Genomic DNA, 23,679 nt, shown 5'->3' with positions numbered 1-23,679 from the left:
CTCAGAATTTCTCCGGCCTCACGAGTGCGACGAACAGGTAGCCGAGAAGGCCGAGCGCCAGCAGTCCGCCGACGATGTTGGCCACGGTGCCCGCGCCGCTCACAGCTTCTCCAGCCCGCGCAGGACACCGGCGAGCACCACGAAAACGCCGATGAGCAATAGGGCGTACAGCAAATCCGCCACGAGGCACCTCTCAGAAAGGGTCACCCGGCACGGGCGACCGTCGGTCGAGTGCCACTGTGCGGTCGTCGCGGAGGGTGAGCACCCGCGCCTGACGCCTCCTTGACGCGGTGACCTGGGGGCGTTTACGCGATCTTGACGGCCGGTGACCCGCGCCACTACGTCAAGCGCCATCCGGGCGAGCGAGGCGGGATAACTGTCCGTAGTTGGTGGGTGACTTGCGGCACAACGAGTAGTGGATCAAGGACAGAGAGTGCAATTCGGGCAGACAAAGCTCAGGGGTCCGTGTTACACCTGAGTAACCAATAGTTGTATCAACTAACTAACTAAACTCCTACCTTCCAGGAGGTCTCGTATGTGCGGAATCGCGGGCTGGGTTTCCTACGACACCGATCTCACGCAGCAGCAGGAGATCGCGGACGCGATGACCGAGACCATGGCCTGCCGCGGACCCGACGACCGGGGGACGTGGGTCCGCCGTTCGGTCGCGCTGGGGCATCGCCGGCTCGCCATCATCGACCTGCCGGGCGGGCGGCAGCCGATGAGCGTCAAGACGCCGAACGGCGAGGTCGCGATGGTCTACAGCGGCGAGGCGTACAACTTCTCCGAACTTCGTGAAGAACTCACGAAACTGGGCCACCGCTGGGAGACCGACAGCGACACCGAGGTCGTGCTGCACGGCTACCTGCAGTGGGGCACCGAGGTCGTGGACCACCTCAACGGCATGTACGCGTTCGCGATCTGGGACGAGCGCGACCAGAAGCTCGTGATGATCCGCGACCGGATGGGCATCAAGCCGTTCTACTACTACCCCACCCGCGACGGCGTCCTGTTCGGCTCCGAACCGAAGGCGATCCTGGCGAACCCGTTGGCGCGCAAGGTGGTCGACAGCGACGGCCTGCGCGAGCTGATGGGCTTCACGAAGCGGCCGGGGTGGTCGCTGTGGAAGGGCATGTACGAGGTCGACCCGGCCACCGTCGTGACCGTGACCCGCGAGGGCATCAACACCCGCACCTACTGGAAGCTCGACGCCAAGCAGCACACCGACGACCAGGAGACGACGGTCGAGCGCGTGCGCGAGCTGATGACCGACATCGTCCACCGGCAGCTGGTCGCCGACGTCCCGCGCTGCGTGCTGCTCTCCGGCGGCCTCGACTCGAGCGCGGTCACCGGCCTCGCCGCCGCCCGGCTGGCCGAGCAAGGCGAGCAGCTGCGCACCTTCTCGGTCGACTTTTTCGGGCAGGAGGAGAACTTCCAGCCCGACGAGATGCGCGACACCCCCGACTCGCCCTACATCCGCGACGTCGCCAAGCTCGTCGGTTCCGCGCACCAGGACGTGATGCTGAACCCGGCCGACCTGAGCGACCCCGAGGTCCGCCGCAAGGTGCTGCGCGCCCGCGACATCCCGTCCGGGCTCGGCGACATGGACACGTCGTTGTACTTGCTGTTCAAGGCGATCCGCGGCGAATCGACGGTCGCGCTGTCGGGCGAATCGGCCGACGAGGTGTTCGGCGGGTACCGCTGGTTCCACGACGAGGCCGCGGTGAACGCCGACACCTTCCCGTGGCTGGCGTTCCGCAACAGCCTGATGGAGAACCGGGGTTCGCTGCTCGAACCGGGCCTCGCCGCGAAGCTCGACCTGGATTCCTACGTCGCCGACCAGTACCGGACCGCGGTGTCCGAAGTGGACTTGCTGGACGGCGAATCCGAGCGCGAGTCGCGGATGCGGGTCATCTGCAACCTGCACCTGACCCGCTTCGTGCGGCAGTTGCTCGACCGCAAGGACCGGATGTCGATGGCGGTCGGCCTGGAGGTGCGCGTCCCGTTCTGCGACCACCGGCTCGTCGAGTACGTCTACAACACTCCGTGGTCGCTGAAGACCTACGACGGCCGGGAGAAGAGCCTGCTGCGGCACGCCACGAAGCACGTGCTGCCGGCGTCGGTGCGGGACCGGGTGAAGAGCCCGTATCCGTCCACTCAGGACCCGGGCTACGCGATCGCGCTGCAGCAGCAGCTCAAGGAAGCCTTGGCGCAGAAGGACAACCCGGTGTTCCAGATGGTCGGCCGGGAGTGGCTGCAGCAGTCGGCGGAAACCGACCCGGCGGCGATCAGCCAGGCGCAGCGGGTCGGCATGGACCGGGCGCTGGACCTGCACCACTGGTTCGACCTGTACTCGCCGGAGCTGGAACTCGACTGACCCCGGGTCGGCGGTGCCGGCGGTCTTCCTGATCAATGGACCTGATCCCGGCGCTGCGGAGGTCCGTGAGGGGAACCCTGAGGGACTCAGAGTCCCTCAGGGTTCCCCTCACGGACGTCAGCGGGAGCGGAGGGCTACGCGCGGGCGGTGCCGGGCGAGCCGGGTCAGAAGTCGAGGTGCGCGTCGATCTCCGTGCCGCGGACGTCGAGTTCCGCGCCGGTTCCGCTCAGCAGCCGCCGGGCCGCCGCATTGTCCACAGTGGTCGTCGCGACGAACTTAGCCGCGCCGCCGTCGCGCGCGGCGTCCAGCAGCACCGCGGTCACCTTGCGGCCGATCCCGCGTCCGCGCGCCGAACGGCCGAGCCACACCCCGGCTTCGACCTCCAGCGCGGACCGCCCGGACACCGGCCGCAGCCGGGCCGCCCCGCAGACGCGGCCGTCGACCTCCACGACCCACGTCGTCTCGATCGCGGTGTCCGGGTTGAGCGATCGTCGGCGGTGAAACGCGAGAAACGCTTCGCGGTGGGCTTCGGTCCAGCCGGCGGGACCTTCCACCGGCGGCATGACCTCGGTCGGTTCGGCGTCGGCCACCGCGGCTTCGAGAAGCCGCTCGAGCCCCGCCTCGTCGAGCGGGATCAGCACGATCTCGGATTCTCCGGATCCAGGCACGCCCCGCAGCTTGGCACGCGAAGCCGCCGCGCGCTACCCGATCGGCCCAGTCGTTACCAGGGAACCGACTTGCCGAAGCGGTCGAGGAACTGCAGCCCCGGCTCGCCTGCCTGCGCTTCCAGCACGTCGACGACCGCGGGAACGCTTTCCTCGGGCAGCAACGGCGCGTCCGGCCCGCCGAGCCGGGTCCGGTTGTGGCCGGGGTCGATGAGCAGCTTGGTCCGCCCGTCGCCCTCGTGGCGGGTGGCGTAGCTGCGCATGAGCTGGTTCAGCGCCGCCTTGCTCGCCTTGTACAGCTCGTATCCGGGTTCGACGTTCATCGAGATGCTGCCCTGCTCGGACGACATCACCGCGACGGTGCCGCCCGGCGCGACCAGATCGTGCAGTCCTTCTAGGACTCTCAACGGGCTCAACGCGTTGGTGATCATCACTTCGGTGAACATCGCCGTCGGCACCTCGCTGATCGGCAAGTTCCCTTGATTGATCGCCGCGTTCACGAAAAGCAGGTCGAGCGGACCGTCCACTCTGTCACGCAACGCGGCGATCTGTGCGTCGTCGGTCATCTCGAGCCGCTCGGTCCGCATTCCCTCGCGCGGCGCCGTGCCGTCGCGAGTCGTCGCGATGACCTCCCATCCGCGCCGGTCCAGCTCGGCGACCAGCACCAATCCCAGTCCCCGCGAAGCTCCGACCACCAATGCCCGGCATGCGGCCATGGCCCCTCCTTTGTCTAGACGCGACGTCACGTCTAGACAGTAGCACGGTAAGGTGTCCGGTATGCCCGCAGTGAATTCCCAGCCCCGCAGGGCACGCTCCGGCAACCGGCGGGACGAGGCCGCTCGCCTGGCAGTGCTCCACGCCGCCGACGACCTGCTGGTCGAACACGGCTTCAGCGCGCTGACCGTCGAAGCGATCGCGCGCCGCGCCGGGGTCGCGAAGCAGACGATCTACCGCTGGTGGCCGTCCAAGGTCGAAATCCTGCTGGACACGCTGATCGAGGACAGCGCGAAACGCCTGACGGTGCCGACGGAACTCCCGACGGCCGACAGCATCCGCGCATACCTGCGCGACTTCACGCAGTTCCTCACCGAAGACCCGGCGGGCAAGTGCCTGCTGACCCTCCTGGCCGAGGCCCAGCACGACGTGGGGACCGCGGCTCGGTTCCATGAGCGTTACTTGGAACCGCGGCAGATCGCCGAACGCGAGATGCTGACGACGGCCACCGAGGCGGGCGAGATTTCTCCGGCACTGGATCCGGAGTCCACAATGGACGCTCTGCTGGGACCGATTGTCTACTGTGCACTGACGAGGGCAGCGGTGCCGGGGGATTTGGTGGATACGTTGGTGGAGAAGCTTCTTCGTCCGCGGGGTTGAGCTGCTGAGCGGATGCCGACATTTAGGTGAACTTGCCGGTTTCCGCTCCGCTCCATGCCTTCATCAAAGTTGGCTTTTCTCCACGCACAGCCGGTCGAGGGGCATGGAGGGGATCGCTAGCATGGCAGATGACTGGTATACCGATGAATTAGGACGCCGACGCCGCATTTCGAACGGCGACGGACGGCGGAGTCGCGGAGGCGGAACTGTCATCGCCGTGGGAGTCGCCGCGGTCATCGCAGGAGGCGGAATCACCGCGCTCGGCGGCGGTGCCGCAATCGAAGGCGGCACGGGCATCGCCGCGGACGCGCTGCCCGGCAACCTCGCGGGCGACGTCGCCGATTCATTGCCCGGCCGTTCTCCCTCGGTCCGGAAAGCCGAAGGCCGGAAATCCGCCCAGCGAGGAAAATCCGCCGAAACGTTCAGCCGGTTCAAGCTCAAAGAGCTGAAACGGACGGTGAAACGCGATATGAAGTGCCTGCTCAATTCGACGGGCGAGGTTCAGGAATTCTTCACGCACACTCCGTGCGCCTCGCTCGACATGGCGTTGTACGCGGTCGGCGACGGACACGGCAATGCGGCGGTGCTCTCGGTGGCTTGGGTCGGTTTTCGGACCAAGAAAGATGCCGCTGCCTTCGAGCAGGTCGAGCGGGTACAGGGCAACGGCGACGTGACTCCGCTCGGCGGCGCGCTGCTCGAATTGGCCAACTTCCGCTTCACCGGTCACCACTACCACCCGAACCCCCGTGGACGGACAATGGTCATTGGCGAAGCAGACACCGCCACCGGCCGATTCGACGCCGAAAAACTCGATACTCTCGCCGAAGTGGTCACCTACTTTCCAAAACCCTGACCTACCGCCGCACCTCGGCAACCCGCACCGGACGGTTCTCCCGCCTCGAGACCTCGCACGCCTCCGCGATGTAGAACGCCTCCAACGCATCCCCCGCCCCCGCCGGCGACGGGATCTGCCCGGCGGCCACGTCCAGGAACGCCCGCAGTTCAGCGGCATAAGCCGTCCGGAAACGTTCCATGAACCCCGGATACGCCGGTCCCGGCAACGGCCCGACGCCAGGTTCCACCGATCGCAGCGGGGCCTGGTCGTCCAGGCCCACCACGACATTCCCCACCGAGCCGAGGGCTTCGAAGCGCACGTCGTAGCCCGCGCCGTTGTAGCGCGTCAGCGAGACCGTCGCGAGGGTTCCGTCGTCGAGAGTCATCGCTACCGCCGCCGTGTCGACGTCTCCAGCGTCGGCGAAGAACTGCTCGCCTTTGTTGCGCCCCAAGGCATATACCTCGTCGACCTCCCGACCGGTCACCCAGCGGAGGATGTCGAAGTCGTGCACCCCGCAGTCCCGGAACAGACCGCCGGAATGCGCGATGTAGGCGGCGGGCGGAGGCGCCGGGTCCAAAGTGGTCGCCCGGACGCTGTGCAGCCAGCCCAGTTCCCCGCTCTCCACCGCGACCCGCGCGGCCTGGTAGCCCGCGTCGAACCGGCGCTGGAAGCCGATCTGCACCGGCACGTCCGAGTCCGCGATCCGGTCGATCACCGCGAGGGTGCCGGGGATGTCCGCGGCGACCGGCTTTTCGCAGAACACCGGCACCCGCGCGTCGACCGCCTGGATGATCAGTTCCGGATGCGCGTCCGTGGCCGCCGCGATCACCAAGCCATCAAGCCCTGCTTGGAACAGCGCGTCGATTCCCTCGACCGACTCGGTGCCAAGCCGAGCCGCGACTGCCCGCGCCCGAGCTGGATCCGCGTCCGCGACGACCACCGAGGTGACCTCGTCGAAGCCCGCGAGTGTTTCCGCGTGCGCGGCGCCGATCCGCCCGGCCCCTGCCAGTCCCAACCTCATCGCTGTGTCTCCCCTGAGTTCGGCCCCGTGGTCTCCCGCACGACCAGGGACGGATGGAGCAGGTGCCGCACCGGTTCGGCGCGTTCACCCCGTACACGTTCCAACAACGCGTCGAAGGCCAACCGGGCCATTTCCGCGCGCGGCTGGTCCACAGTGGTCAGTGAGATGTGCCGGAGGGAAGCCAGCGACGTGTTGTCGTAGCCGACCACCGAAACGTCCTCCGGCACCTGTAACCCGTGTTCTTCGAGCGCCGAGATCGCCCCGACCGCGTTGAAGTCATTGCCTGCCAGCAGCGCGGTCGGCGGCGGAGAATACGAAGACAACAGCTCCTGCACGGCTTTTTCGCCCGCCGTGTCGGTGTGCTCACTGTGCACCACGATCGGCTCCAGACCGTGTGCCTGCATCGCCTGCCGGAAACCTCGACGCCGCGCCGCGGCACCAGCCGCTCCCCCGCCATCTAGGTGTGCGATCCGGCGATGCCCCAGCTGTACCAGATGCTCGACGGCCAAGGCCGCGCCAGCCTCGCCGTCGTCGTTCACCGTATCCACAGTGGACAGTCGAGAAGTCCTCGATACCAACACTACCGGACACTGCCGTGCCGCTGCTTCGATCGCCGCGGCGGGAACCACTGGCGACAACAGCACCACGCCAGCGGGACGGAATGACAAAAGACTGCGCAGCGCCGCGCCTTCCCGCGAAGGCATCCGGCCGCCGGTATTGAGGATCAAGTCGAAACCGGCCGCTTGGGCCGCTGCGTCCAGCCCCTCCACGACATCGGCGAAGAACGCGTTGCGCAGGTCGTTCACCATCACGCCGAGCACCGTCGATGTCCGGCTCGCCAGCGACCGTGCCATCACATGCGGCGAATAACCCAGTTCCTCGGCCGCTTTCAGCACCGCCGCGCGCCGCTGCGCCGAGACGTTCGGCGCGTTGCGCATCACGAGCGAAACCAGCGCACGGGAGACCCCGGCGCGTGCGGCGACGTCCTCCATGGTGGGCTTCCCCATGCGAAACCTCCCCGGAGAAGCGCTTGACGCGACGGGTCGGACGCTACAAGCTTAGAGCGCTCTAATCAAGGGCACGGAACCACTGTCCCCCGACCGGAGAGGGATCCATGACCGCGAAGATCCGCGTCGCCGCCGCCCCGATCTCGTGGGGAGTCTGCGAGGTGCCCGGCTGGGGACGCGTGCTCGACGCCCCAGTCGTGCTCAGTGAAATGACCGAACTGGGCGTCACCGCGACGGAATTGGGCCCGCCCGGTTACCTGCCGCGTGAACCGGCCAAGCTGAAGACGCTCCTGGGACGGCATCAGCTCGAACTCGTCGGCGGCTTCCTCGCCGTGCCGCTGCACGAAAATCCGGACGCGGCCATCGCCGAAGCGGAAGACTCAGCGGCACTCTTCGCGGCCTGCGGCGGCGGAATGCTCGTGCTCGCCGCCGCGACCGGCCTCGAAGGTTACGACGAACGGCCCATCCTCACCGACGCCGAATGGTCCGCTTTGGTCCGCACCGCGGCCAAGATCCGGGACACAGCGGCGAAACACGGCCTCCGGACAGTCCTGCACCCGCACGTCGGCACGCACGTGGAGACCGAGGCGGAGGTCGAGCGCTTCCTCGCCGACTCGGATCTCCAGCTCTGCCTGGACACCGGCCATCTCCTGATCGGCGGCACCGACCCGGTCGCACTCGCCCGGCGGCACCCGGAACGGATCGGGCACCTGCATCTCAAGGACGTCCGCAGCGAACTGGCCGAAGCCGTCCGAGAAGGCAAGCTGCCCTACGCCGAAGCCGTCGGCAAGGGTCTCTACGTGCCGCTCGGCGAGGGCGACGTGGACATCGAAGCCATGGTCCGCTCCGTCGCCGAGGCGGGCTACGACGGGTGGTACGTGCTGGAACAGGACACCGCGCTGAGCGGCGACAGCCCGGTGGACCGCCCCGGCAAAGACGTCGCGACCAGCCTCTCGTACCTGCGGAAAATCACCGGCTGATCTTGGAAACCAAGCGAGGAGAGACAACGATGTCCCATCGCTGGGAGCGCGCACGACGCTCCGGCCGCGCGGTGGCGAGCCTGCTGGCGGCGGGCTTGCTGCTGGCGGCGTGCACCGGGCCGGCCGCCGAGCCGAAGACGACCGCGCCCGCCGCCGCGCCGACGCCGTCCGGACCGCTGAAGGTTTCGGTCATCACGCACGGCACCGCGGGCGACGCGTTCTGGAACGTGGTGAAGAACGGTGCCGAACAAGCGGGCAAAGACCTTGGTGTGCAAGTCGAATACACGTCAGACGGCGATCCGGGCGCACAGGCCAAACTGATCGACAACGCGGTCGCCCAGCAGACCGGCGGACTCGTGGTGTCGATGGCGAACCCGGAAGCTCTGCGCCCGTCCATCGAGGCCGCGGTGCGTGCCGGGATTCCGGTGATCACCATCAACTCCGGCGAGGACAAGAGCGCGGAGTACGGCGCGCTCACGCACGTCGGGCAGAACGAGTCGATCGCCGGCCAGGAAGCCGGGAAGAAGTTCAAGGACCTCGGCAAGCACAAGCTGTTGTGCGTGATTCACGAGGCCGGGAACGTCGGGCAGGCGCAGCGTTGCGACGGCGCGAAGGCCGGGTTCGCCGGCACCGTGCAAACCCTGCAGGTGGACATCTCCAATCCGACCGACGCCGAATCGCGCATCCGCGGCGCGGTGCAGACCGACCCGTCGATCGACGCGGTCCTCACGCTGAACTCGCAGGTCGCCGCCCGCGCGGTGAGCGCGATCAAATCGGTGAACTCGAAGGCGCAGGTCGCCACGTTCGACCTCAACTCCGACGTCGTGGCCGCGATCAAGGCGGGCGATGTGTTGTTCGCGGTCGACCAGCAGCAGTACGAACAGGGCTATCTCCCGGTGCAGTTCCTGAAGCTGTACCGGGACAACGCGAACGTCGTCGGCGGCGGCAAACCGGTGCTCACCGGCCCCGACCTGGTCGACAAATCCACAGTGGACAAGGTCGGCCAGTACGTGCGAAGGGGCACCCGATGACGACCCTCGACGAACGGCTGGCGAAGCCGCGGCTGACCGACCGGCTGGTGGTGCGCCCGGAGATCGGCGCGCTGCTCGGCGCGGTCGTGGTATTCCTCTTCTTCGCCTTCGCCACCGACAAGTTCTTCAGCGCCAGCGGAGCGGCGACCTGGCTGGACGACGCGGCGACCCTGGGCATCATGGCGGTGGCGGTGTCGCTGCTGATGGTCGGCGGCGAGTTCGACCTGTCCGCGGGCGTGATGACCGCGTCGACGTCGCTGGTCACCGCGATCCTGGCGACCCAAGCCGGCTGGAACGTGTGGCTCGCGCTGCTCGTCTCGCTGGTGTTCGCCTTGGCGGTCGGCGCGTTCAACGGCTGGCTCGTGATGAAGACCGGACTGCCGAGCTTCATCGTCACCCTCGGTACTTTCCTTGCCCTGCAAGGCTTGAACCTCGGCGTAACGCGGCTGGTGACAGGTACCGTGCAAGTCTCGGGCATGCGCTCGACCGACGGCTACGCGTCCGCCGGGTTCGTCTTCGCCTCCACAGTGGACATCGACGGGACCCCGTTCCAGATCTCCATCGTCTGGTGGCTCGGCGCGATCGCGGTGGCCGCGTGGCTGCTCATGCGGACGCGCTTCGGCAACTGGATCTTCGCGGTCGGCGGATCGGCCGGAAGCGCACGCGCGGTCGGCGTTCCCGTGGTACGCACCAAAATCCTGCTGTTCATGGGCACCGCGCTGGCCGGCTGGCTCGTCGGCTCGATCAACATCCTGCGGTTCGCGAGCGTCCAGGCGAATCAGGGCATCGGGCTGGAATTCCAGTACATCATCGCCGCGGTGATCGGCGGCTGCCTGCTGACCGGCGGGTTCGGCTCGGCCGTCGGCGCGGCGATCGGCGCGCTGATCTTCGGCATGGCCCGCCAGGGCATCGTGTTCGCCGGCTGGGACAACGACTGGTTCATGCTGTTCCTCGGCATCATGCTGCTGGCGGCGGTCCTGGTCAACAACGCATTGCGGCGGCGCGCGGAAAGGGTCCGGCGATGAACGCTCTCCTCGAAGTCAAGAACGTCGGCAAGCGTTACGGCACCGTGGTCGCGCTGCGTGAAGTGTCCACAGTGGTCAATGCGGGCGAGGTCACCTGCGTGCTCGGCGACAACGGCGCGGGAAAGTCCACTTTGATCAAGATCCTCGCCGGGGTGCACCAGCACGACGAAGGCGAGTTACTGGTCGAAGGCGCGCCGGTGCGGTTCGCCTCGCCAAGGGAAGCGCTGGACCGCGGAATCGCCACGGTGTACCAGGATCTCGCGGTGGTGCCGCTGATGAGCGTGTGGCGGAACTTCTTCCTCGGCTCCGAACCGACCGTCGGCTTCGGCCCGTTCCGCGCGCTGGACCGACGCAAAGGCCGGGAACTGACGAAGAAAGCCCTCGCCGATCTCGGCATCGACCTGCGAGACGTCGAACAGCCGGTCGGCACCCTGTCCGGCGGCGAACGGCAGTGCGTGGCGATCGCCCGGGCCATCCACTTCGGCGCGAAGGTGCTGATCCTGGACGAGCCGACGGCCGCGCTGGGCGTGAAGCAGGCCGGGGTCGTGCTGAAGTACGTCGCCCAGGCCCGTGACCGGGGCCTGGGCGTCGTCCTGATCACGCACAATCCGCACCACGCGTATCCGGTGGCCGACCGCTTCCTGCTCCTCAAACGCGGCACGGCGCTCGGGTCCTACGAGAAGGCGGAGATCGAACTGCCGGAGCTGACCCGGCAGATGGCCGGCGGCGCGGAACTGGAGGCGCTGGAACACGAGCTGCGGCAAGCGGAATAGCTCACGAAACCGCTTTCTCCAGCCACGGCCGCACCACCGGCAGCACCGCGGCCGCCTGCATAGCGCTCATGTGGTCCAGCCCGTCAAGCACCTCGACGGTCCACCCACGCGTCTCCAGTTCGGCGCGCTCCCGCAGCAGCGGACCCGCGATGTCGACGGTCACCCCGCCCCACCGTTCGCTGTACACAATCCGATCTTCCGAGCCCGCGAAACACAACCGAGGACAGGACAACTCGACCGCCCGGTCGTCAAAGTCCCGCAACGCCTCATACAACGTCACGAACTGCTTCGTCTGCCCCGTGGACAACGTGACGTCCACCGAATCCCAATCCCCCGGTTCGCCTTTGGCTTCGGCCGTGGGCCCGGCAAGCGCCATCTCGTGCGTCGCCCGGGTCACCGCGAGCATTGCCGCGTACGGCCCGTCCACCGGCGGATACCCGCCCATCACCAACGCGTCCAGCCGATCCGTGCGCAACGCCAGCTGCAGCCCGGACAGCGCCAGCCACGAGTATCCGCAATAAGAAAACCGATCCGCCCCGGCCGCGTCCGCCACCGCCAGGAAATCGGCCGCGAGCACGTCCGGCGTCAGGTCGGCCGGACGCGCCATCCGGTGCCCCTGGTAATCGAAGGCCACCACCCGGAACCCGGCGAATCCCTCGATCAGCGAACGGCCCAGCTCCGGATCGGCGCCCCACTGCCGGGCCGCCTCGGCCTCCGGCCCCTCGGCGGGCCGGGGGTCGACCGGGAGCAGCAGCACCGGCCCGTCCCCGCGCACCTGCGTTTCGATCCGCGTTCCGTCGTGCAGAGTCGCTTCAGCCATCTCATCTCTTTACGCCGTAAAGTATCTCCGGGCACGAGGATACTATACGACGTAAAGAGATGTCGAATCAGCTGGTGACGGCGGGCGAGGAGGCTTCGTCGACCAGCTTGCGCGGGGTGCCGGACCCGTCCGCGGGCACCGACCACACGGCGTTCTCCAGGCCGTACAGGATCGTGTGGTCGTCCTGCCACAACGCCTGGTCGTCCACGCTTCGGGTCTCGGCGAGCGCGGTCTCGCGCATCGTCTTGAGGTCGAGCACGGACAGCCGCCAGACGCCCTCGCCGACCTTCTTCTTGAACGCGATCCGCGTTTCGTCCGGCGACAGCGACGGGCATTCCACGTTCTCCCGCAGCGCTTTCCCGCGGTAGGTGTCGTAGTCGCCTTCGATCAGGTACGTCTTGCCCTTGGAACCCAGCGTCGAGTAGAACCGCTTGCCGTCCTTGGCGAACGTGATGCCCCAGTAGTTGACGTCGGAGGAGAAGTACCGCTTCCCGTCGACCAGGACCGGCAGCTCCTCGATCGTCTTTTCCAGCTCGCCGTTGTCCAGCTGATAAACCCCGGCGCGCGTCGAAAAGCCAGTGGCAGCATAGGAATCACCGGTGACGAACAGCGTCCAGTACACCCGCTTGCCGTCCGGCGAAACGCGTGCCCGGCTCGGCGTCCCCGGCAGATAGTCTTTGTGCGTTGTGGTGAGATTCCGGTCGAGGACGCTGAAGTCGCTGACCGCGGGCAACGTGCCGGGACGCACCGCGAGGCACATCCCCGTCGAGCCGGACACGGCGAACCGGTCGCATTTCAGCTCGCTGAACTTCGGCGCAGCACCAGGATTCGCGAGCGGAACGACGCCGACGTTGCCCGTCTTGGTGCTGCGGAAGAACAACTGCCCAGGCGCGAGCGAAAGGCGCTCGACCTTCGCGGGTTCGGCCGGGCTAGGCCGCGCGGCAACGGTGTAAACCACTGCAGCAGCCGCGAGCACCACGGTTCCGACAACAGCGAGAAGGACCTTTTTCATTTGCGCACCGGCCTTGCGAAAGCCGCGCCGAGCGCCACGACAGCGAGCGCTCCGGCCGCCGCGAGGACCGCGGGCTGGAGATCCCACAGGGTCCAGGCGAGTCCGAAGAGGACAGACGAAAGCATCCGCGCGGCAGCCTGTCCGGTTTGGACCACCGCGAGCCCGGTCGCCCGGAGGTCGGCGGGCACCAACGGTCCGGCAGCGGCCATCAGCACCCCGTCAGTAGCCGCGTAGAACACGCCGTGCAGCCCCAAAGCGAGGGCCGCGAGCCAGAATCCGGACACCGGCCCGCACAACGCGATCAACGCGCCGACGAGCGCGACGTGCCCGCCGAGGAACACCGGCCAGCGCCCGATCCGGTCGGCCAGCTTGCCCAGCGGAACCGCCAGCACGAGATAGACCCCGGCGGTGCCGAGCGGCAGCAACGGGAAGAACGTCGCCGCGACGTCCCAGCGCCGCTGAAGCACCAGGTACACAAAGGAATCGCCGAGAGTCACGAACCCGAGCAGCGCCGCCCACACCGCCACGCGGCGGAAACCCCGCTCGCGCAACAACCCGAACGCCGCCCGCACGGACACCGCGGCCCGGTCGGCGATTTCCTGCTTGTGGTCCCGGACGAACAACACCAGCAGCATTACCGCGATCGCCGCGATGCAGAAACTGGTGAAGAACACCGAGGTATAGCTGCCGAGACTCAGCGCGAGCACAGCCATCGCCACGAGCGGGCCGAGGAACGCGCCGACTGTGTCCATCGCGCGGTGCACGCCGAACGACCGGCCGAGCGTGTCGGGTTCGCTGCTGAGCGAGATCAACGCGTCGCGCGGGGCCGTGCGCAGCCCCTTGCCGGTGCGGTCGGCGGCCAGCACCACGCCGATCGCCGCGACCGAGGAACCGGCCGCGACCAGGCCGAGTTTGCACACCGCGGACAAGCCGTAGCCGAACCCGGCGACCGCCTTGAGCCTTCGCCACCGATCGGCCAGATGCCCGCCGAGCACGCGGACCACGGCGGTGGCTCCCGCGTAAAGCCCGTCGAGCAGGCCGAACTGCAGCGGGTTCAGCCCGAGGCCGAGCACCAGATACAGCGGGAGCACCGCGGTCACCATCTCCGAGGAGATGTCGGTGACCAGGCTGACCGCGCCGAGTGCGACGACATTCGCCGACACCCGGCGCAGGCCGGTCTTGCGCTCGGTGCCCGCCGCGACGTCCGAACTACGGCTTGTCGCGATGTACATGACCGGCCCCTAGTTGTGGCAGGTGTAGGTCGGGCTGCTGTCCTGGACCTTGCCGTCGAGACCGATCAGCTGCTCGGAGAACGTGTTGTCGGTCATCGTCAGCTTCAGCACGCCGAAGGTGTCCTTGAGCAGCTTCGCCGTGGTCGGGTGCGCGGAGTGGACCGGGTACGGGTTCGCGCCGCCCATGCCGCCGACGATCTCGACCGGACCGGCCGGGTTCGCCTTGCCGCTCGCGTCCTGCGGGACGAACCGCTCGTAGTGGTGGTCGTGGCCGTTGAGGATCAGGTCGACCTTGTTCTGCGCGAACAGGTCCCACAGCTGCTTGGAACCGCGCTGGTCGCCGTGGTCGCCGGAGCTCCACCGCGGGTGGTGGTAGTACGCCGCGACGCAGCCCTTGGTGTTCTTCGCCAGGTCCTGTTTGATCCAGTTCATCTGGTCGGTGTCCTTCAGCTCGCCGCCGTCGTTGTCGTCGACGAAGCCGTTGGAGTCGAGGGCGATGAAGTGCCAGTTGCCCATTTCCCAGCTGTAGTAGCGCTTTCCGTTCGGCGTGGCGATCTTGCCGAAGTACTGCTCGTAGGCCTCGAACGGCTTGTTGTCGTCGTAGGTCTCGTGGTTGCCGGGGACCGGGTGCGTGATGCTCTTGAACTTGCCCCAGGTCTTGTCGTAGTAGTCCTTGAAGTTCTGCAGCGACAGGCCGGTGTTTTCGGCGTCGTACTGGTTGTCGCCCATGGTGATCACCGCGGCGGGATTCATGCCCTGGACGAGCTTCGCGGTCTTCGGGTGCACGCAGCTGGAGCTGCTCGCGGTGCACTGTTCGGCGATGTCGCCCGCGGCGGCGAGGACGAAGGTGTTGCCCGCGGTCCCCGGCTTCGTGTGCACCTTGACCGAGCTGCTGGCCGACGAGGTGTTGCCGGCGGCGTCCTTCGCGCGGACGGTGTAGGTGTAGTCGGTGTCCGGCGAGAGGCCGTTGTCGGTGTAGGACGTGGACGTGCTGGTGGCGACGGACTTGCCGTCCCGGAGCACGTCGTATCCGCTGACGCCGACGTTGTCCGTCGCGGCGGCCCAGGTCAGCGCGACGCTGTTCGAGCCGATGTCACCCGCGGCGAGGTTCGACGGAGCGGTGGGCGCCTGGGTGTCGCCGGACGAGTCCGGGGTGCCGTACGCCTGGAGTTCCCAGAGGGAGTAGCCGTACTTCGTGGCGCGCTCGGTGCCGACGAAGCGCAGGAACCGGCCGTGCCCGGACAACCCGGTGAGGTCGTCGGTGCCGCCGTCGCCGTTGGTGACCGTCGAGATCGCCTTGAAGTTCTCGCCGTCGTCGGAGATCTCGATGCGGTACTTCTTGGCGTAGGCCGCTTCCCAGTTCAGCTTGACCCGGTGGATCGTGGCGGCCTGGCCGAGGTCGACGCGCAGCCACTGGGCGTCGGCGCTGACCGCGCTGGCCCAGCGCGTCTTGAGGTTCCCGTCGACGGCGTTGTCGCCGCCGAGCGTGGACGTCTCGAGCGTCGAGGTGCTGACCGGTTTGCCTTGGGACAGCAGCACATCGGCGGCAGCGGCACTGGCGTCGCGCGCGGGCGAGATCGCGGCGGGCAACAGCACCACCGCGGCGGCCGGTAACGCGAACCGGGCGAGACTTCGGACACGGGACGAGGACACGTCGCACTCCTTCGGGCCGGACGGGAACAGGGCGGCGGCGTTACGGTTCTGCGGCGTCTCGTTGCGTTAAGAAAGTTTCCTAACTAAAACCGCAGAGTAGCGGGCCCGGTTTCTCCCGACAAGCCCGGAACGGACGTGAAACGATCAAGACCCGCGTTCCGCTGCCCGCTCACCGGAACGCCCCGCTCCCGTCCGCGGAAGGTCCGTGAGGGGAACCCCGAGGGACTCTGATTCCCTGAAGGTGGCCCTCACGACCCGCAAGTCCGTGAAGGTGGCCCTCACGACCCGCAGGAAGGTTCCCCCGCAGACCTCAGCGCTGCAGCAGCCGCCGGACTTCCTGCACCGCCGCGCGCCCGGCCCGGTTCGCCCCCACCGTGCTCGCCGACGGCCCGTACCCGACCAGGTGCAGCCGCGACTCGGCCACCACGCGAGTCCCGTCCATCCGGATCCCGCCGCCGGACGTCCGCAGACGCAGCGGCGCCAAGTGATCGATCGAGGCCCGGAACCCGGTCGCCCACAGGATCAGGTCCGCGGGCTCGAAACTCCCGTCCTCCCACACGACACCGTCGGCGACCAGCCGCGAGAACATCGGCCGCCGGTCCAGATACCCCGCCGCGCGCCCGGCGAGCACCTGCGGCGTCACCGGCAGATCCGTCACGCTCACGACGCTCTCCGGCGGCAACCCGGCCCGCACCCGCTCGTCGACCTTCGCCACCGCCATGCGTCCCCAATCCTCGCTGAACTCTTCCTCGCGCCAGACCGGCGGACGCCGCGTCACCCACACCGTCGAACGCGCGACCGGGCCGATCTCCATCAGCAGCTGCACCGCCGACGTCCCGCCGCCGACGACGACCACGCGCTGGCCGCGAAACTCCTCCGCGCCGCGGTAATCCGCCGTATGCAGCTGCCGTCCGGCGAAAGTCCCCGGATAACGCGGCCAGAACGGGCGGTCCCACGTCCCAGTCGCGCTGATCACCGCACGCGCCGCCCATGTCTCCGCAGGCGATTCGACCACCAGCCGCTCCCCCGCGCGCCGCACCGCGGTCACGTCGACCGGACGGTGCACCGGCAAGTCGTACGTCTTCTCGAAGCGCCCGAAGTACTCCGACACAGCCTCGCTCGCCGGACGCGCCGGATCCGGGGTCCCGAACGCCATCCCCGGCAGGTCGTGGATCCCGTGCACCTTCCCGACCACCAGCGACGGCCACCGGTACTGCCACGCACCGCCCGCGCGCTTGCCGTGGTCGAGCACGACGAACCCGCGTTCGTTGGCGAACCCGGCCCGGCGCAGGTGATACGCCGCCGACAGCCCGGCCTGCCCGGCCCCGATCACCACGACGTCGGTCTCGTGATCCGCAGTGCTCATACAACGTTCAACAATTGCCCGCGCCCGGTATTTCCGGCTCAGACCGCCACGCGGTTGCGGCCGCCGTCTTTCGCCCGGTACAGCGCGGCGTCGGCCGACCGCAACACCTCGTCGAGCGTGGCCCCCGCTTGCGGATAGCACGCGACGCCGACGGACACGGAGAGTCCGCTGATCCGCAGCGGACCTCCCACCGAGACCGTCAGCTCCCGCACCGCGATCCGCACCCGTTCGGCGATCCCGAGCACGTCGGTGTCGCCGGTCGCGGGCAGCAGCACCACGAATTCCTCGCCGCCGAACCGGCCGACGGTGTCGCTTTGCCGCACCGAAGCCTCGATCGCCACGGCAACCGCGGCCAGCACCTCGTCGCCGGTGAGGTGGCCGTACGTGTCGTTGATGCGCTTGAAATGGTCGAGATCGATCATCAGCACGGCGAACCCGCTGCCGGTCCCCCGCCGCCGGGCCCGGGTGAATTCCCGGGTCGCCAGTTCGTGCCAGCCCGCGGTGTTGAGCAGCCCGGTTTTCTCGTCGGTCACGACCGCCACCTGCAACTGCTGTTTCAGCAGGAGATAGCGGTGCAGCAACAGCAACGGCGGCAGTACGAACACCACCAGCACCGGCTGATGGACAAACGCCAGCGCAGCGAGCCCGCCGAGACAGAGCGTCGCGATCTCGAAGGCGTTGTCCTCCCAGGTGCCGATGAGATCCGCGGGCGAGCGGCTGTTCGTGTACAGGTAGATGCCCGTCGCTACGAGCACGACGTTCACCAACTCGAAGGCAGCTGCCGCCAGGACGAGCGCGAGGACGCCGTACGCGGTGTCGAGCCGGCCTTGGTCCAGATCGCCGATGGTCAACACCGCAGACGCCGCGAAGCACGACAGCATCGCCCAGGCCGTACTCGCCGCGAAGCGATGCGCGGGCCGCGTACGCACGTGTCGCCACACTCGCAGCCACAGATGCAGGTACAGCACCAACGCCAGCAACGCGACCCACGCCGGAGGAAGCAGGAACGCGCCAGCGAGATACCAGACGGACGTGACGTTGATGTGCGTCTGGCCGCTCATCCACCGCCGCAGGCGTTCGATCCGCCGCGACATCTCGGCCTGCGCGATGCCCAGCCCGACGAGCACCCCGAACGAACCGAACTGCACCGGGCCGCCGAAGCCGGTCGCGAGACCCGTCACCGTGACCGCCACGGCGACGGCCTCGCAGCCCATGGCGTAGCCGATCCAGCGCCGCCGCGCGACCGCCCACATCGTCCAGCGCGGCGGCCAGCCGCGCCAGGCCGTCACCGCGCCGCGCACCCCGATGGGGACAGGTGCCTGCCTCACGGGCGCCCCCACGCGAAATTCGGCCTACGGAAGTTGCCCAGGGTAGCGGGTCCACTCCGGATCTAGCCGAACCGAGGGAAAAACCGTCCCGCGAACTGCCCACTGGGCACGCTCTGAGTAGAGCGAGCGGGCAACTGGCCGACCGGTCAGCGGCGGCGCAGCTTCCGCACTATGGCCAGCACGATCAGCAGCACGACCGCGCCCGCGGCCACCGGGGCGAGCCGCTTCGCGACGGACTGCCCGGCGTAGTCGAGCAGGTCGATCGCCTCGGTCTCGCCGGTCGAACCGCCCGCCGGAACGCTCCGCAGATGCGGCTTCTCCTCGGCGGCGGGCTTCTCCTCGGCCTTGGGCTCTTCGGCGGGCTTCTCTTCCGCCTTCTCCGCCGGAGCCGGAGCCGGAGCCGGGGTCTCGTCGGCCGGGGTCTCCAGCGAGGCCGCGAGGTTCCCCGCGAAGGTGTCCAGGATCTTGCCGCCCACCTCGGAGATCAGCCCGCGCCCGAACTGCGCCGGACGTCCGGTGATCGCCAAGTCGGTGGCGACCGCGCCGTGCGTGCCGCCGTCGCGTTCGGTGAGCGTGAGGGTGACCGTCGCGGCCGCGGTGCCGCCGCCGCGCGAGTCCTTGCCGGACGCCTTGATGACGACCTTGCGGGCCGCCTCGTCCTTCTCCAGGAACTCGCCGGTTCCCTTGTACAGCAGCGAAATCGGCCCCAGCTTGACCTTCACCGTGCCCGCGAAGGTGTCGCCCTCCACCTTGGTGAGCGAGGCGCCCGGCATGCACGGGGCGACCCGCTCCGGGTCGATGACGGCTTGCCAGACCTCCCCGATCGGGGCGGGGACGGTGAATTCGTGGTCGAGCCGCACGGGCCGACCTCCTCTCCTGCACACTGCTTCGAGCCGTTGCCGTCCACCTTACGGCCGTCGCCCGGGGAGCGGCCCGTGAAGGACTCCTTGGGGGAATCAGATTCCCCCAAGGAGTCCCTCACGGCCGGTCAGCTAGGCGCCCACCGCCGCCGCGACGGCACGCCCAGTCAGCACCCGAGCGAGGTGCTGCCGGTACTCGACGTCGGAATTGCCGTCCGCGACCGGGTTGGTGCCCTCGGCCGCGTGCGCGGCGGCCGCCCGGATCGTCTCCGCGTTGGCCTGCGCGCCGAGCAACGCCTGCTCCACGCCGGTCGCCCGGACCGGCGTCGCGCCCATGTTCGTCAAAGCCACCCGGGCTTCTTCGATCACTCCGCCCTCGGTGCGCACGGTGGCCGCGACCGCGCACATCGACCAGGCTTGCGCGACCCGGTTGAATTTCTCGTAGTGCGCCCGCCAGCCGGTGTGCTTGGGCAGCCGCACCTCGACGAGCAGTTCGTCCGGAGCCAGCGCGGTAGTGAAGTAGTCCTGGAAGAAGTCCGCCGCCGAGACCGTCCGCCGCCCGTTCGGACCGGCGAGTACCAGCTCGCCGTCCAGCGCGAGCACCGGAGCCAGCAGGTCGCCTGCCGGGTCCGCGTGCGCGATCGCGCCGCCGAACGTGCCGCGGTGGCGCACCTGCGGATCCGCGACAGTGTCGGTCGCTTCCTTCACCAACGCGGCGTGCTCGGCGATCAATGGGTCCCGCTGGACCTCGTAATGCGTCGTCATCGCACCGACCACGAGCGCGTCGCCGTCCTCGCGCACTCCGCGCATTTCGGCGACTTTTCCGAGGTCGACCAGCATGGTCGGCGCGGCGAGCCGCATCCGCAGCACCGGCAGCAGGCTTTGCCCTCCTGCCAGCACCTTGGCGTCCTCGCCCGCCGCGGCGAGCGCCTGCACGGCTTCGTCCACCGTGGACGGAGCGACGTAGTCGAACGGGGCCGGGATCACTGGGCACCTCCGGAAGCGTCGATCGAACCGAGACCGCCGCCGGCCTCGCCGCCGGGTCCGCCGGCCTTGGCGCCGCCGCCCCGCACCGCGTTCCACACGCGCATCGGCGTGAGCGGCATTTCGATGTCGTTCACCCCGAACTGGCGCACCGCGTCGACCACCGCGTTGACCACGGCGGGCGTCGAGGCGATCGTGCCGGCCTCGCCGACTCCCTTGGCTCCCAACGGATTCGTGGTCGACGGCGTTTCCGTGCGGTCGGTGGTGAACGACGGCAAGTCGGCCGCCGAGGGCAGCAGATAGTCGGCGAACGTGCCGGTGGTGAGGGTGCCGCTCTCGTCGTGCACAGCCTCCTCGAACAACGCCTGCGCGATGCCTTGGGCGAGCCCGCCGTGCACCTGGCCCTCCACGATCAGCGGGTTGACCACCTTGCCGACGTCGTCCACGCAGACGTACGAACGCAGTTTCACCTGGCCCGTTTCAGTGTCCACTTCGGCCGCGCACAGGTGGGTGCCGTGCGGGAAGGAGAAGTTCTCCGGGTCGAAGGTGGCGTCGGAATCGAGCGACGGTTCGACGCCGTCCGGAAGGTTGTGCGCGGCGAACACCGCGAGCGCGATGTCCTGGATCGTCGTCGAGGAATCCGTGCCCTTCACAGTGAACTTGCCGCCGGAGAATTCGAGATCGTCCTCCGAACATTCCAGGAGATGCGCGGCGATCGGCTTCGCCTTCGCGACCACCTTTTCAGCGGCCTTGACGATCGCGATACCGCCGACGACCAGCGAACGCGAACCGTACGTGTCGAGGCCCTTGTGCGAGGACTGCGTATCGCCGTGCAGCACCTCGACGTCCTCGAAGGACACACCCAGCTGGTCGGCGACGATCTGGCTCCACGCCGTCTCGTGCCCCTGGCCGTGCGCCGACGCACCCGTCGTCACCTCGACCTTGCCGGTCGGCAACATCCGCAGCGACGCGTATTCCCAGCCGCCGGCGCCGTAATCGAGCGACCCCAGCACCCGCGACGGTGCGAGCCCGCACATCTCGGTGAACGTCGAGATCCCGATGCCGAGCTGCACCGGATCGTTCGCCTCGCGGCGTTCCTTCTGCTCGCGGCGCAGCTCGTCGTAGCCGAAGAGTTCCTTCGCCTTCTCGGTCGCGGCCTCGTAGTTGCCGGAGTCGTAGGTGAGCCCGCAGACCGTGGTGAACGGGAATTCCTCGTGCTTGATCCAGTTCTTTTCGCGCAGCTGGACCGGGTCCATGCCCAGCTCGTCGGCCAGCTCGTCCATGATCCGCTCGATCGCGAACGTCGCTTCCGGACGGCCCGCGCCGCGGTAGGCGTCGGTGAGCGTGGTCGTGGTGAACACGTTGGTGCAGGCGAAGTGGTACGCCGGGATCTTGTAGATCGCGTTGAACATGAACGCGCCGAGGATCGGCACGCCCGGCCCGACCAGGCCGTTGTACGCGCCGAGGTTGGCGAGCAGTTCGACCTTGAGCCCGGTGACCGTGCCGTCGGCCTTCGCCGAGATCGTGATGTCCTGGATCTGATCGCGGCCGTGATGCGCGGCGAGCATCGTCTCGGACCGGGATTCGTTCCACTTCACCGGTTTGCCGAGCTTGTTCGCGACCAGCACGGACATCATTTCCTCGGGCAGCACGCCGATCTTGCCGCCGAACCCGCCGCCGACGTCCGGGGCGATCACGCGCAGCTTGTGCTCCGGGATGCCCAGCGTCAGCGCGGACATCACGCGCAGGATGTGCGGCACCTGGGTGGCCGACCACATGGTCAATTGCGCGCCGGTCGGGTCGACCACGCACGCGCGCGGCTCCATGAACGCGGGCACCAGGCGCTGCTGGCGGAACCGTCGTTTCAACACGATCTCCGAAGAGGACAGTGCTTCCTCAACATTGCCGCCGGTGCCCGCCTCAGCCGAATCGAAGACCCAGAGCGCGTTCTTGTTGCTGCCCAATTCCTCGTGCACGAGCGGCGCGCCTTCGGCGAGCGCGGCTTCCAGGTCGAGCACCGGCGGCAGGTCTTCGTACTCGACCTCGATCGCCTCCAGCGCGTCATGCGCCTCCGCGGACGACCGCGCGACCACCACAGCCACGCCCTCGCCAGCGAAATTCACCCGATCCGCGGCCAGGATCGGACGCCGCGGCGCAGCCATGTCCGGCGTGATCGGCCACGCGCACGGCATGCCGATCGCACCCTCGGGGTCGAGGTCAGCGGCGGTGTAAACGGCGACGACGCCAGCGGCTTCCTTGGCCGCGGACGTGTCGATCGAAACGATCTTCGCGTGCGCCAGCGGACTGCGCAGCACCGCGAGATGCAGCATCCCGGGCAACACGATGTTGTCCGTCCACCGGGTGCGCCCGGTGATCAGCCGCTCGTCTTCCTTGCGGCGCCGGGACTTTCCTACCTCGGGCTCGATCGTAGCGGTCATCATTCACCACCCACGCCGACGTGGTTGGGCTGATCGATCTTCTCGGCGTCCGGCCCCGCACCGGGACTCATGTGCTTGGCGGCGTCGCGAACCGCCTTCACGATGTTCTGGTAACCGGTGCAGCGGCAAAGATTGCCCTCGAGCCCTTCGCGGACGGCCTGCTCGTCCGGATCCGGATTGTCGGCCAGCAGGTCGATGGACTGCATGATCATGCCCGGCGTGCAGAACCCGCACTGCAGCGCGTGATTGTCGTGGAACGCCTGCTGGACCGGGTGCAGCTGGCCGTCGCGGGCCAGCCCCTCGATGGTGGTGACCTCGCATCCGTCGGCCTGCACGGCGAGGACGGAACAGGATTTCACGCTGTGCCCGTCGAGATGGACGGTGCACGCGCCGCAGTTGCTGGTGTCGCACCCCACGACGGTGCCCACCTTCCCGACGCGTTCCCGTAAGTAGTGGACGAGCAGGGTGCGCGGCTCGACGTCATCGGTGTATTTCGTGCCGTCGACAGTGACGGTGATGCGCATCAAAGGCCTCCAAGTGCAAATGCCCGCCAGCCCCGGCGGAGGCGGCGGGCCGGTTCGGGAACGGCCAAGGCGCGATCGTGATCGGCCTCACAGGGAGCGTGCTACGCCTTACGCGCGCGGACAAGTCCTGATGTCGCACGTCGCCTGGATGGTTCCGCAGATGCGTGGTTTTCGGTGATTTTGCCGCGCAGATGCGGGAAGCCGGACGGGTGATTTTTCGGCGGTCCAGGGTGGTGGGCGGATCTTCCCGAGGGGGCGCGGTTTCGGGTCGGGGGTTCACCGGGTTTCGTTGCTGGACGGGGTTTTCCCGGTGGATCGCGCTGCTGCTGTGGGTCGTCCCGTGCGGCCCGGGCCAGGGGGCCGGACGTCGTGCT

The 23,679-nt window shown here is 68.2% G+C and carries 22 protein-coding genes; 7 read left to right on the top strand and 15 right to left on the bottom strand.

Annotation, left to right across the window (positions count from 1 at the left end; translation table 11 throughout):
* Window position 1 precedes the first annotated feature (1 nt).
* Window positions 2-103, bottom strand: a complete 102-nt coding sequence (kdpF, locus tag ACZ7SW_RS14155) for a K(+)-transporting ATPase subunit F (protein WP_037358287.1) — start codon at window positions 101-103, stop codon at window positions 2-4.
* A 432-nt stretch (window positions 104-535) separates the two neighbouring features.
* On the opposite strand from kdpF, the gene asnB reads away from it, so the two are divergent.
* Window positions 536-2,377, top strand: coding sequence for an asparagine synthase (glutamine-hydrolyzing) (asnB, locus tag ACZ7SW_RS14150; protein WP_470230799.1), 1,842 nt, complete (start codon window positions 536-538; stop codon window positions 2,375-2,377).
* A 164-nt stretch (window positions 2,378-2,541) separates the two neighbouring features.
* On the opposite strand, the gene ACZ7SW_RS14145 is transcribed toward asnB, so the two are convergent.
* The gene (locus ACZ7SW_RS14145) at window positions 2,542-3,045 is read right to left on the bottom strand and encodes a GNAT family N-acetyltransferase (RefSeq protein ID WP_470230798.1); all 504 of its coding nucleotides are present in this window, start codon (window positions 3,043-3,045) and stop codon (window positions 2,542-2,544) included.
* A 53-nt stretch (window positions 3,046-3,098) separates the two neighbouring features.
* Window positions 3,099-3,758: an SDR family NAD(P)-dependent oxidoreductase gene (locus tag ACZ7SW_RS14140; RefSeq protein ID WP_470230797.1), complete on the bottom strand. Its 660-nt coding sequence runs from the start codon at window positions 3,756-3,758 to the stop codon at window positions 3,099-3,101.
* Window positions 3,759-3,819: 61 nt separating this feature from the next.
* On the opposite strand from ACZ7SW_RS14140, the gene ACZ7SW_RS14135 reads away from it, so the two are divergent.
* Together ACZ7SW_RS14135 and ACZ7SW_RS14130 are read left to right on the top strand one after the other, a co-directional pair.
* Window positions 3,820-4,416 (top strand): TetR/AcrR family transcriptional regulator, encoded by a 597-nt coding sequence (locus ACZ7SW_RS14135; protein ID WP_470230796.1) that lies wholly within the window; start codon window positions 3,820-3,822, stop codon window positions 4,414-4,416.
* A 121-nt stretch (window positions 4,417-4,537) separates the two neighbouring features.
* Window positions 4,538-5,269 carry a hypothetical protein gene (locus ACZ7SW_RS14130; protein WP_470230795.1) on the top strand — a complete coding sequence of 244 codons (732 nt, stop codon included), beginning with the start codon at window positions 4,538-4,540 and terminating at the stop codon, window positions 5,267-5,269.
* A 1-nt stretch (window position 5,270) separates the two neighbouring features.
* Here ACZ7SW_RS14130 and ACZ7SW_RS14125 read toward each other — a convergent pair whose 3' ends face one another.
* Together ACZ7SW_RS14125 and ACZ7SW_RS14120 are read right to left on the bottom strand one after the other, a co-directional pair.
* Window positions 5,271-6,272, bottom strand: a complete 1,002-nt coding sequence (locus ACZ7SW_RS14125) for a Gfo/Idh/MocA family protein (RefSeq protein WP_470230794.1) — start codon at window positions 6,270-6,272, stop codon at window positions 5,271-5,273.
* The gene (locus ACZ7SW_RS14120) at window positions 6,269-7,279 is read right to left on the bottom strand and encodes a LacI family DNA-binding transcriptional regulator (RefSeq protein ID WP_470230793.1); all 1,011 of its coding nucleotides are present in this window, start codon (window positions 7,277-7,279) and stop codon (window positions 6,269-6,271) included. The genes ACZ7SW_RS14125 and ACZ7SW_RS14120 overlap by 4 nt, the downstream gene beginning before the upstream one ends.
* Before the next feature lie 107 nt (window positions 7,280-7,386).
* Here ACZ7SW_RS14120 and ACZ7SW_RS14115 point away from each other — a divergent pair, with 107 nt between their 5' ends.
* The 4 genes from ACZ7SW_RS14115 to ACZ7SW_RS14100 are packed head-to-tail and all read left to right on the top strand — an operon-like array spanning window position 7,387 to window position 11,088.
* Window positions 7,387-8,259, top strand: a complete 873-nt coding sequence (locus ACZ7SW_RS14115) for a sugar phosphate isomerase/epimerase family protein (protein WP_470230792.1) — start codon at window positions 7,387-7,389, stop codon at window positions 8,257-8,259.
* Window positions 8,260-8,288: 29 nt separating this feature from the next.
* The gene (locus tag ACZ7SW_RS14110; RefSeq protein WP_470230791.1) at window positions 8,289-9,290 is read left to right on the top strand and encodes a sugar ABC transporter substrate-binding protein; all 1,002 of its coding nucleotides are present in this window, start codon (window positions 8,289-8,291) and stop codon (window positions 9,288-9,290) included.
* Window positions 9,287-10,315, top strand: coding sequence for an ABC transporter permease (locus ACZ7SW_RS14105; RefSeq protein ID WP_470230790.1), 1,029 nt, complete (start codon window positions 9,287-9,289; stop codon window positions 10,313-10,315). The genes ACZ7SW_RS14110 and ACZ7SW_RS14105 overlap by 4 nt, the downstream gene beginning before the upstream one ends.
* Entirely contained in the window at window positions 10,312-11,088 is a 777-nt protein-coding gene (locus ACZ7SW_RS14100; protein WP_470230789.1) for an ATP-binding cassette domain-containing protein, read from the top strand. Before ACZ7SW_RS14105 ends, ACZ7SW_RS14100 begins: the two co-directional genes overlap by 4 nt.
* Window position 11,089: 1 nt before the next feature.
* Here ACZ7SW_RS14100 and ACZ7SW_RS14095 read toward each other — a convergent pair whose 3' ends face one another.
* The 10 genes from ACZ7SW_RS14095 to ACZ7SW_RS14050 form a co-directional block, all read right to left on the bottom strand.
* A complete protein-coding gene (locus ACZ7SW_RS14095; RefSeq protein WP_470230788.1) occupies window positions 11,090-11,908 on the bottom strand; it encodes an alpha/beta fold hydrolase in 819 nt (272 codons plus the stop codon).
* A gap of 67 nt (window positions 11,909-11,975) precedes the next feature.
* Entirely contained in the window at window positions 11,976-12,920 is a 945-nt protein-coding gene (locus ACZ7SW_RS14090) for a TolB-like translocation protein (RefSeq protein ID WP_470230787.1), read from the bottom strand.
* Window positions 12,917-14,152, bottom strand: coding sequence for an MFS transporter (locus ACZ7SW_RS14085; RefSeq protein WP_470230786.1), 1,236 nt, complete (start codon window positions 14,150-14,152; stop codon window positions 12,917-12,919). Before ACZ7SW_RS14085 ends, ACZ7SW_RS14090 begins: the two co-directional genes overlap by 4 nt.
* Before the next feature lie 9 nt (window positions 14,153-14,161).
* Window positions 14,162-15,805 (bottom strand): discoidin domain-containing protein, encoded by a 1,644-nt coding sequence (locus tag ACZ7SW_RS14080; protein WP_470230785.1) that lies wholly within the window; start codon window positions 15,803-15,805, stop codon window positions 14,162-14,164.
* A gap of 310 nt (window positions 15,806-16,115) precedes the next feature.
* A complete protein-coding gene (locus ACZ7SW_RS14075; RefSeq protein WP_470230784.1) occupies window positions 16,116-17,171 on the bottom strand; it encodes an NAD(P)-binding domain-containing protein in 1,056 nt (351 codons plus the stop codon).
* A 38-nt stretch (window positions 17,172-17,209) separates the two neighbouring features.
* The gene (locus ACZ7SW_RS14070) at window positions 17,210-18,424 is read right to left on the bottom strand and encodes a GGDEF domain-containing protein (RefSeq protein ID WP_470230956.1); all 1,215 of its coding nucleotides are present in this window, start codon (window positions 18,422-18,424) and stop codon (window positions 17,210-17,212) included.
* Window positions 18,425-18,645: 221 nt separating this feature from the next.
* Window positions 18,646-19,359 carry an SRPBCC family protein gene (locus ACZ7SW_RS14065; RefSeq protein ID WP_470230783.1) on the bottom strand — a complete coding sequence of 238 codons (714 nt, stop codon included), beginning with the start codon at window positions 19,357-19,359 and terminating at the stop codon, window positions 18,646-18,648.
* Window positions 19,360-19,491: 132 nt separating this feature from the next.
* The gene (locus ACZ7SW_RS14060; RefSeq protein WP_470230782.1) at window positions 19,492-20,346 is read right to left on the bottom strand and encodes an FAD binding domain-containing protein; all 855 of its coding nucleotides are present in this window, start codon (window positions 20,344-20,346) and stop codon (window positions 19,492-19,494) included.
* Window positions 20,343-22,781 (bottom strand): xanthine dehydrogenase family protein molybdopterin-binding subunit, encoded by a 2,439-nt coding sequence (locus tag ACZ7SW_RS14055; RefSeq protein ID WP_470230781.1) that lies wholly within the window; start codon window positions 22,779-22,781, stop codon window positions 20,343-20,345. The genes ACZ7SW_RS14060 and ACZ7SW_RS14055 overlap by 4 nt, the downstream gene beginning before the upstream one ends.
* Window positions 22,781-23,305, bottom strand: a complete 525-nt coding sequence (locus tag ACZ7SW_RS14050) for a (2Fe-2S)-binding protein (protein WP_101435204.1) — start codon at window positions 23,303-23,305, stop codon at window positions 22,781-22,783. The genes ACZ7SW_RS14055 and ACZ7SW_RS14050 overlap by 1 nt, the downstream gene beginning before the upstream one ends.
* Window positions 23,306-23,679: the final 374 nt, after the last annotated feature.

The organism is Amycolatopsis sp. NPDC114484, assembly GCF_055633755.1.
This window is presented reverse-complemented; position numbering and strand designations above follow the sequence as displayed.

What these genes read in the sequence shown, in the direction of transcription:
- ACZ7SW_RS14110 (WP_470230791.1), top strand. Translation starts at nt 8,289, where the DNA reads ATGTCCCATCGCTGGGAGCGCGCACGACGCTCCGGCCGCGCGGTGGCG.
- ACZ7SW_RS14100 (WP_470230789.1), top strand. Translation starts at nt 10,312, where the DNA reads ATGAACGCTCTCCTCGAAGTCAAGAACGTCGGCAAGCGTTACGGCACC.
- ACZ7SW_RS14130 (WP_470230795.1), top strand. Translation starts at nt 4,538, where the DNA reads ATGGCAGATGACTGGTATACCGATGAATTAGGACGCCGACGCCGCATT.
- ACZ7SW_RS14090 (WP_470230787.1), bottom strand. Translation starts at nt 12,920, where the DNA reads ATGAAAAAGGTCCTTCTCGCTGTTGTCGGAACCGTGGTGCTCGCGGCT.
- ACZ7SW_RS14120 (WP_470230793.1), bottom strand. Translation starts at nt 7,279, where the DNA reads ATGGGGAAGCCCACCATGGAGGACGTCGCCGCACGCGCCGGGGTCTCC.
- asnB (WP_470230799.1), top strand. Translation starts at nt 536, where the DNA reads ATGTGCGGAATCGCGGGCTGGGTTTCCTACGACACCGATCTCACGCAG.
- ACZ7SW_RS14085 (WP_470230786.1), bottom strand. Translation starts at nt 14,152, where the DNA reads ATGTACATCGCGACAAGCCGTAGTTCGGACGTCGCGGCGGGCACCGAG.
- ACZ7SW_RS14125 (WP_470230794.1), bottom strand. Translation starts at nt 6,272, where the DNA reads ATGAGGTTGGGACTGGCAGGGGCCGGGCGGATCGGCGCCGCGCACGCG.
- ACZ7SW_RS14070 (WP_470230956.1), bottom strand. Translation starts at nt 18,424, where the DNA reads ATGTGGGCGGTCGCGCGGCGGCGCTGGATCGGCTACGCCATGGGCTGC.
- ACZ7SW_RS14140 (WP_470230797.1), bottom strand. Translation starts at nt 3,758, where the DNA reads ATGGCCGCATGCCGGGCATTGGTGGTCGGAGCTTCGCGGGGACTGGGA.
- ACZ7SW_RS14075 (WP_470230784.1), bottom strand. Translation starts at nt 17,171, where the DNA reads ATGAGCACTGCGGATCACGAGACCGACGTCGTGGTGATCGGGGCCGGG.
- ACZ7SW_RS14055 (WP_470230781.1), bottom strand. Translation starts at nt 22,781, where the DNA reads ATGACCGCTACGATCGAGCCCGAGGTAGGAAAGTCCCGGCGCCGCAAG.
- ACZ7SW_RS14095 (WP_470230788.1), bottom strand. Translation starts at nt 11,908, where the DNA reads ATGGCTGAAGCGACTCTGCACGACGGAACGCGGATCGAAACGCAGGTG.
- ACZ7SW_RS14050 (WP_101435204.1), bottom strand. Translation starts at nt 23,305, where the DNA reads ATGCGCATCACCGTCACTGTCGACGGCACGAAATACACCGATGACGTC.
- ACZ7SW_RS14135 (WP_470230796.1), top strand. Translation starts at nt 3,820, where the DNA reads ATGCCCGCAGTGAATTCCCAGCCCCGCAGGGCACGCTCCGGCAACCGG.
- ACZ7SW_RS14105 (WP_470230790.1), top strand. Translation starts at nt 9,287, where the DNA reads ATGACGACCCTCGACGAACGGCTGGCGAAGCCGCGGCTGACCGACCGG.
- ACZ7SW_RS14115 (WP_470230792.1), top strand. Translation starts at nt 7,387, where the DNA reads ATGACCGCGAAGATCCGCGTCGCCGCCGCCCCGATCTCGTGGGGAGTC.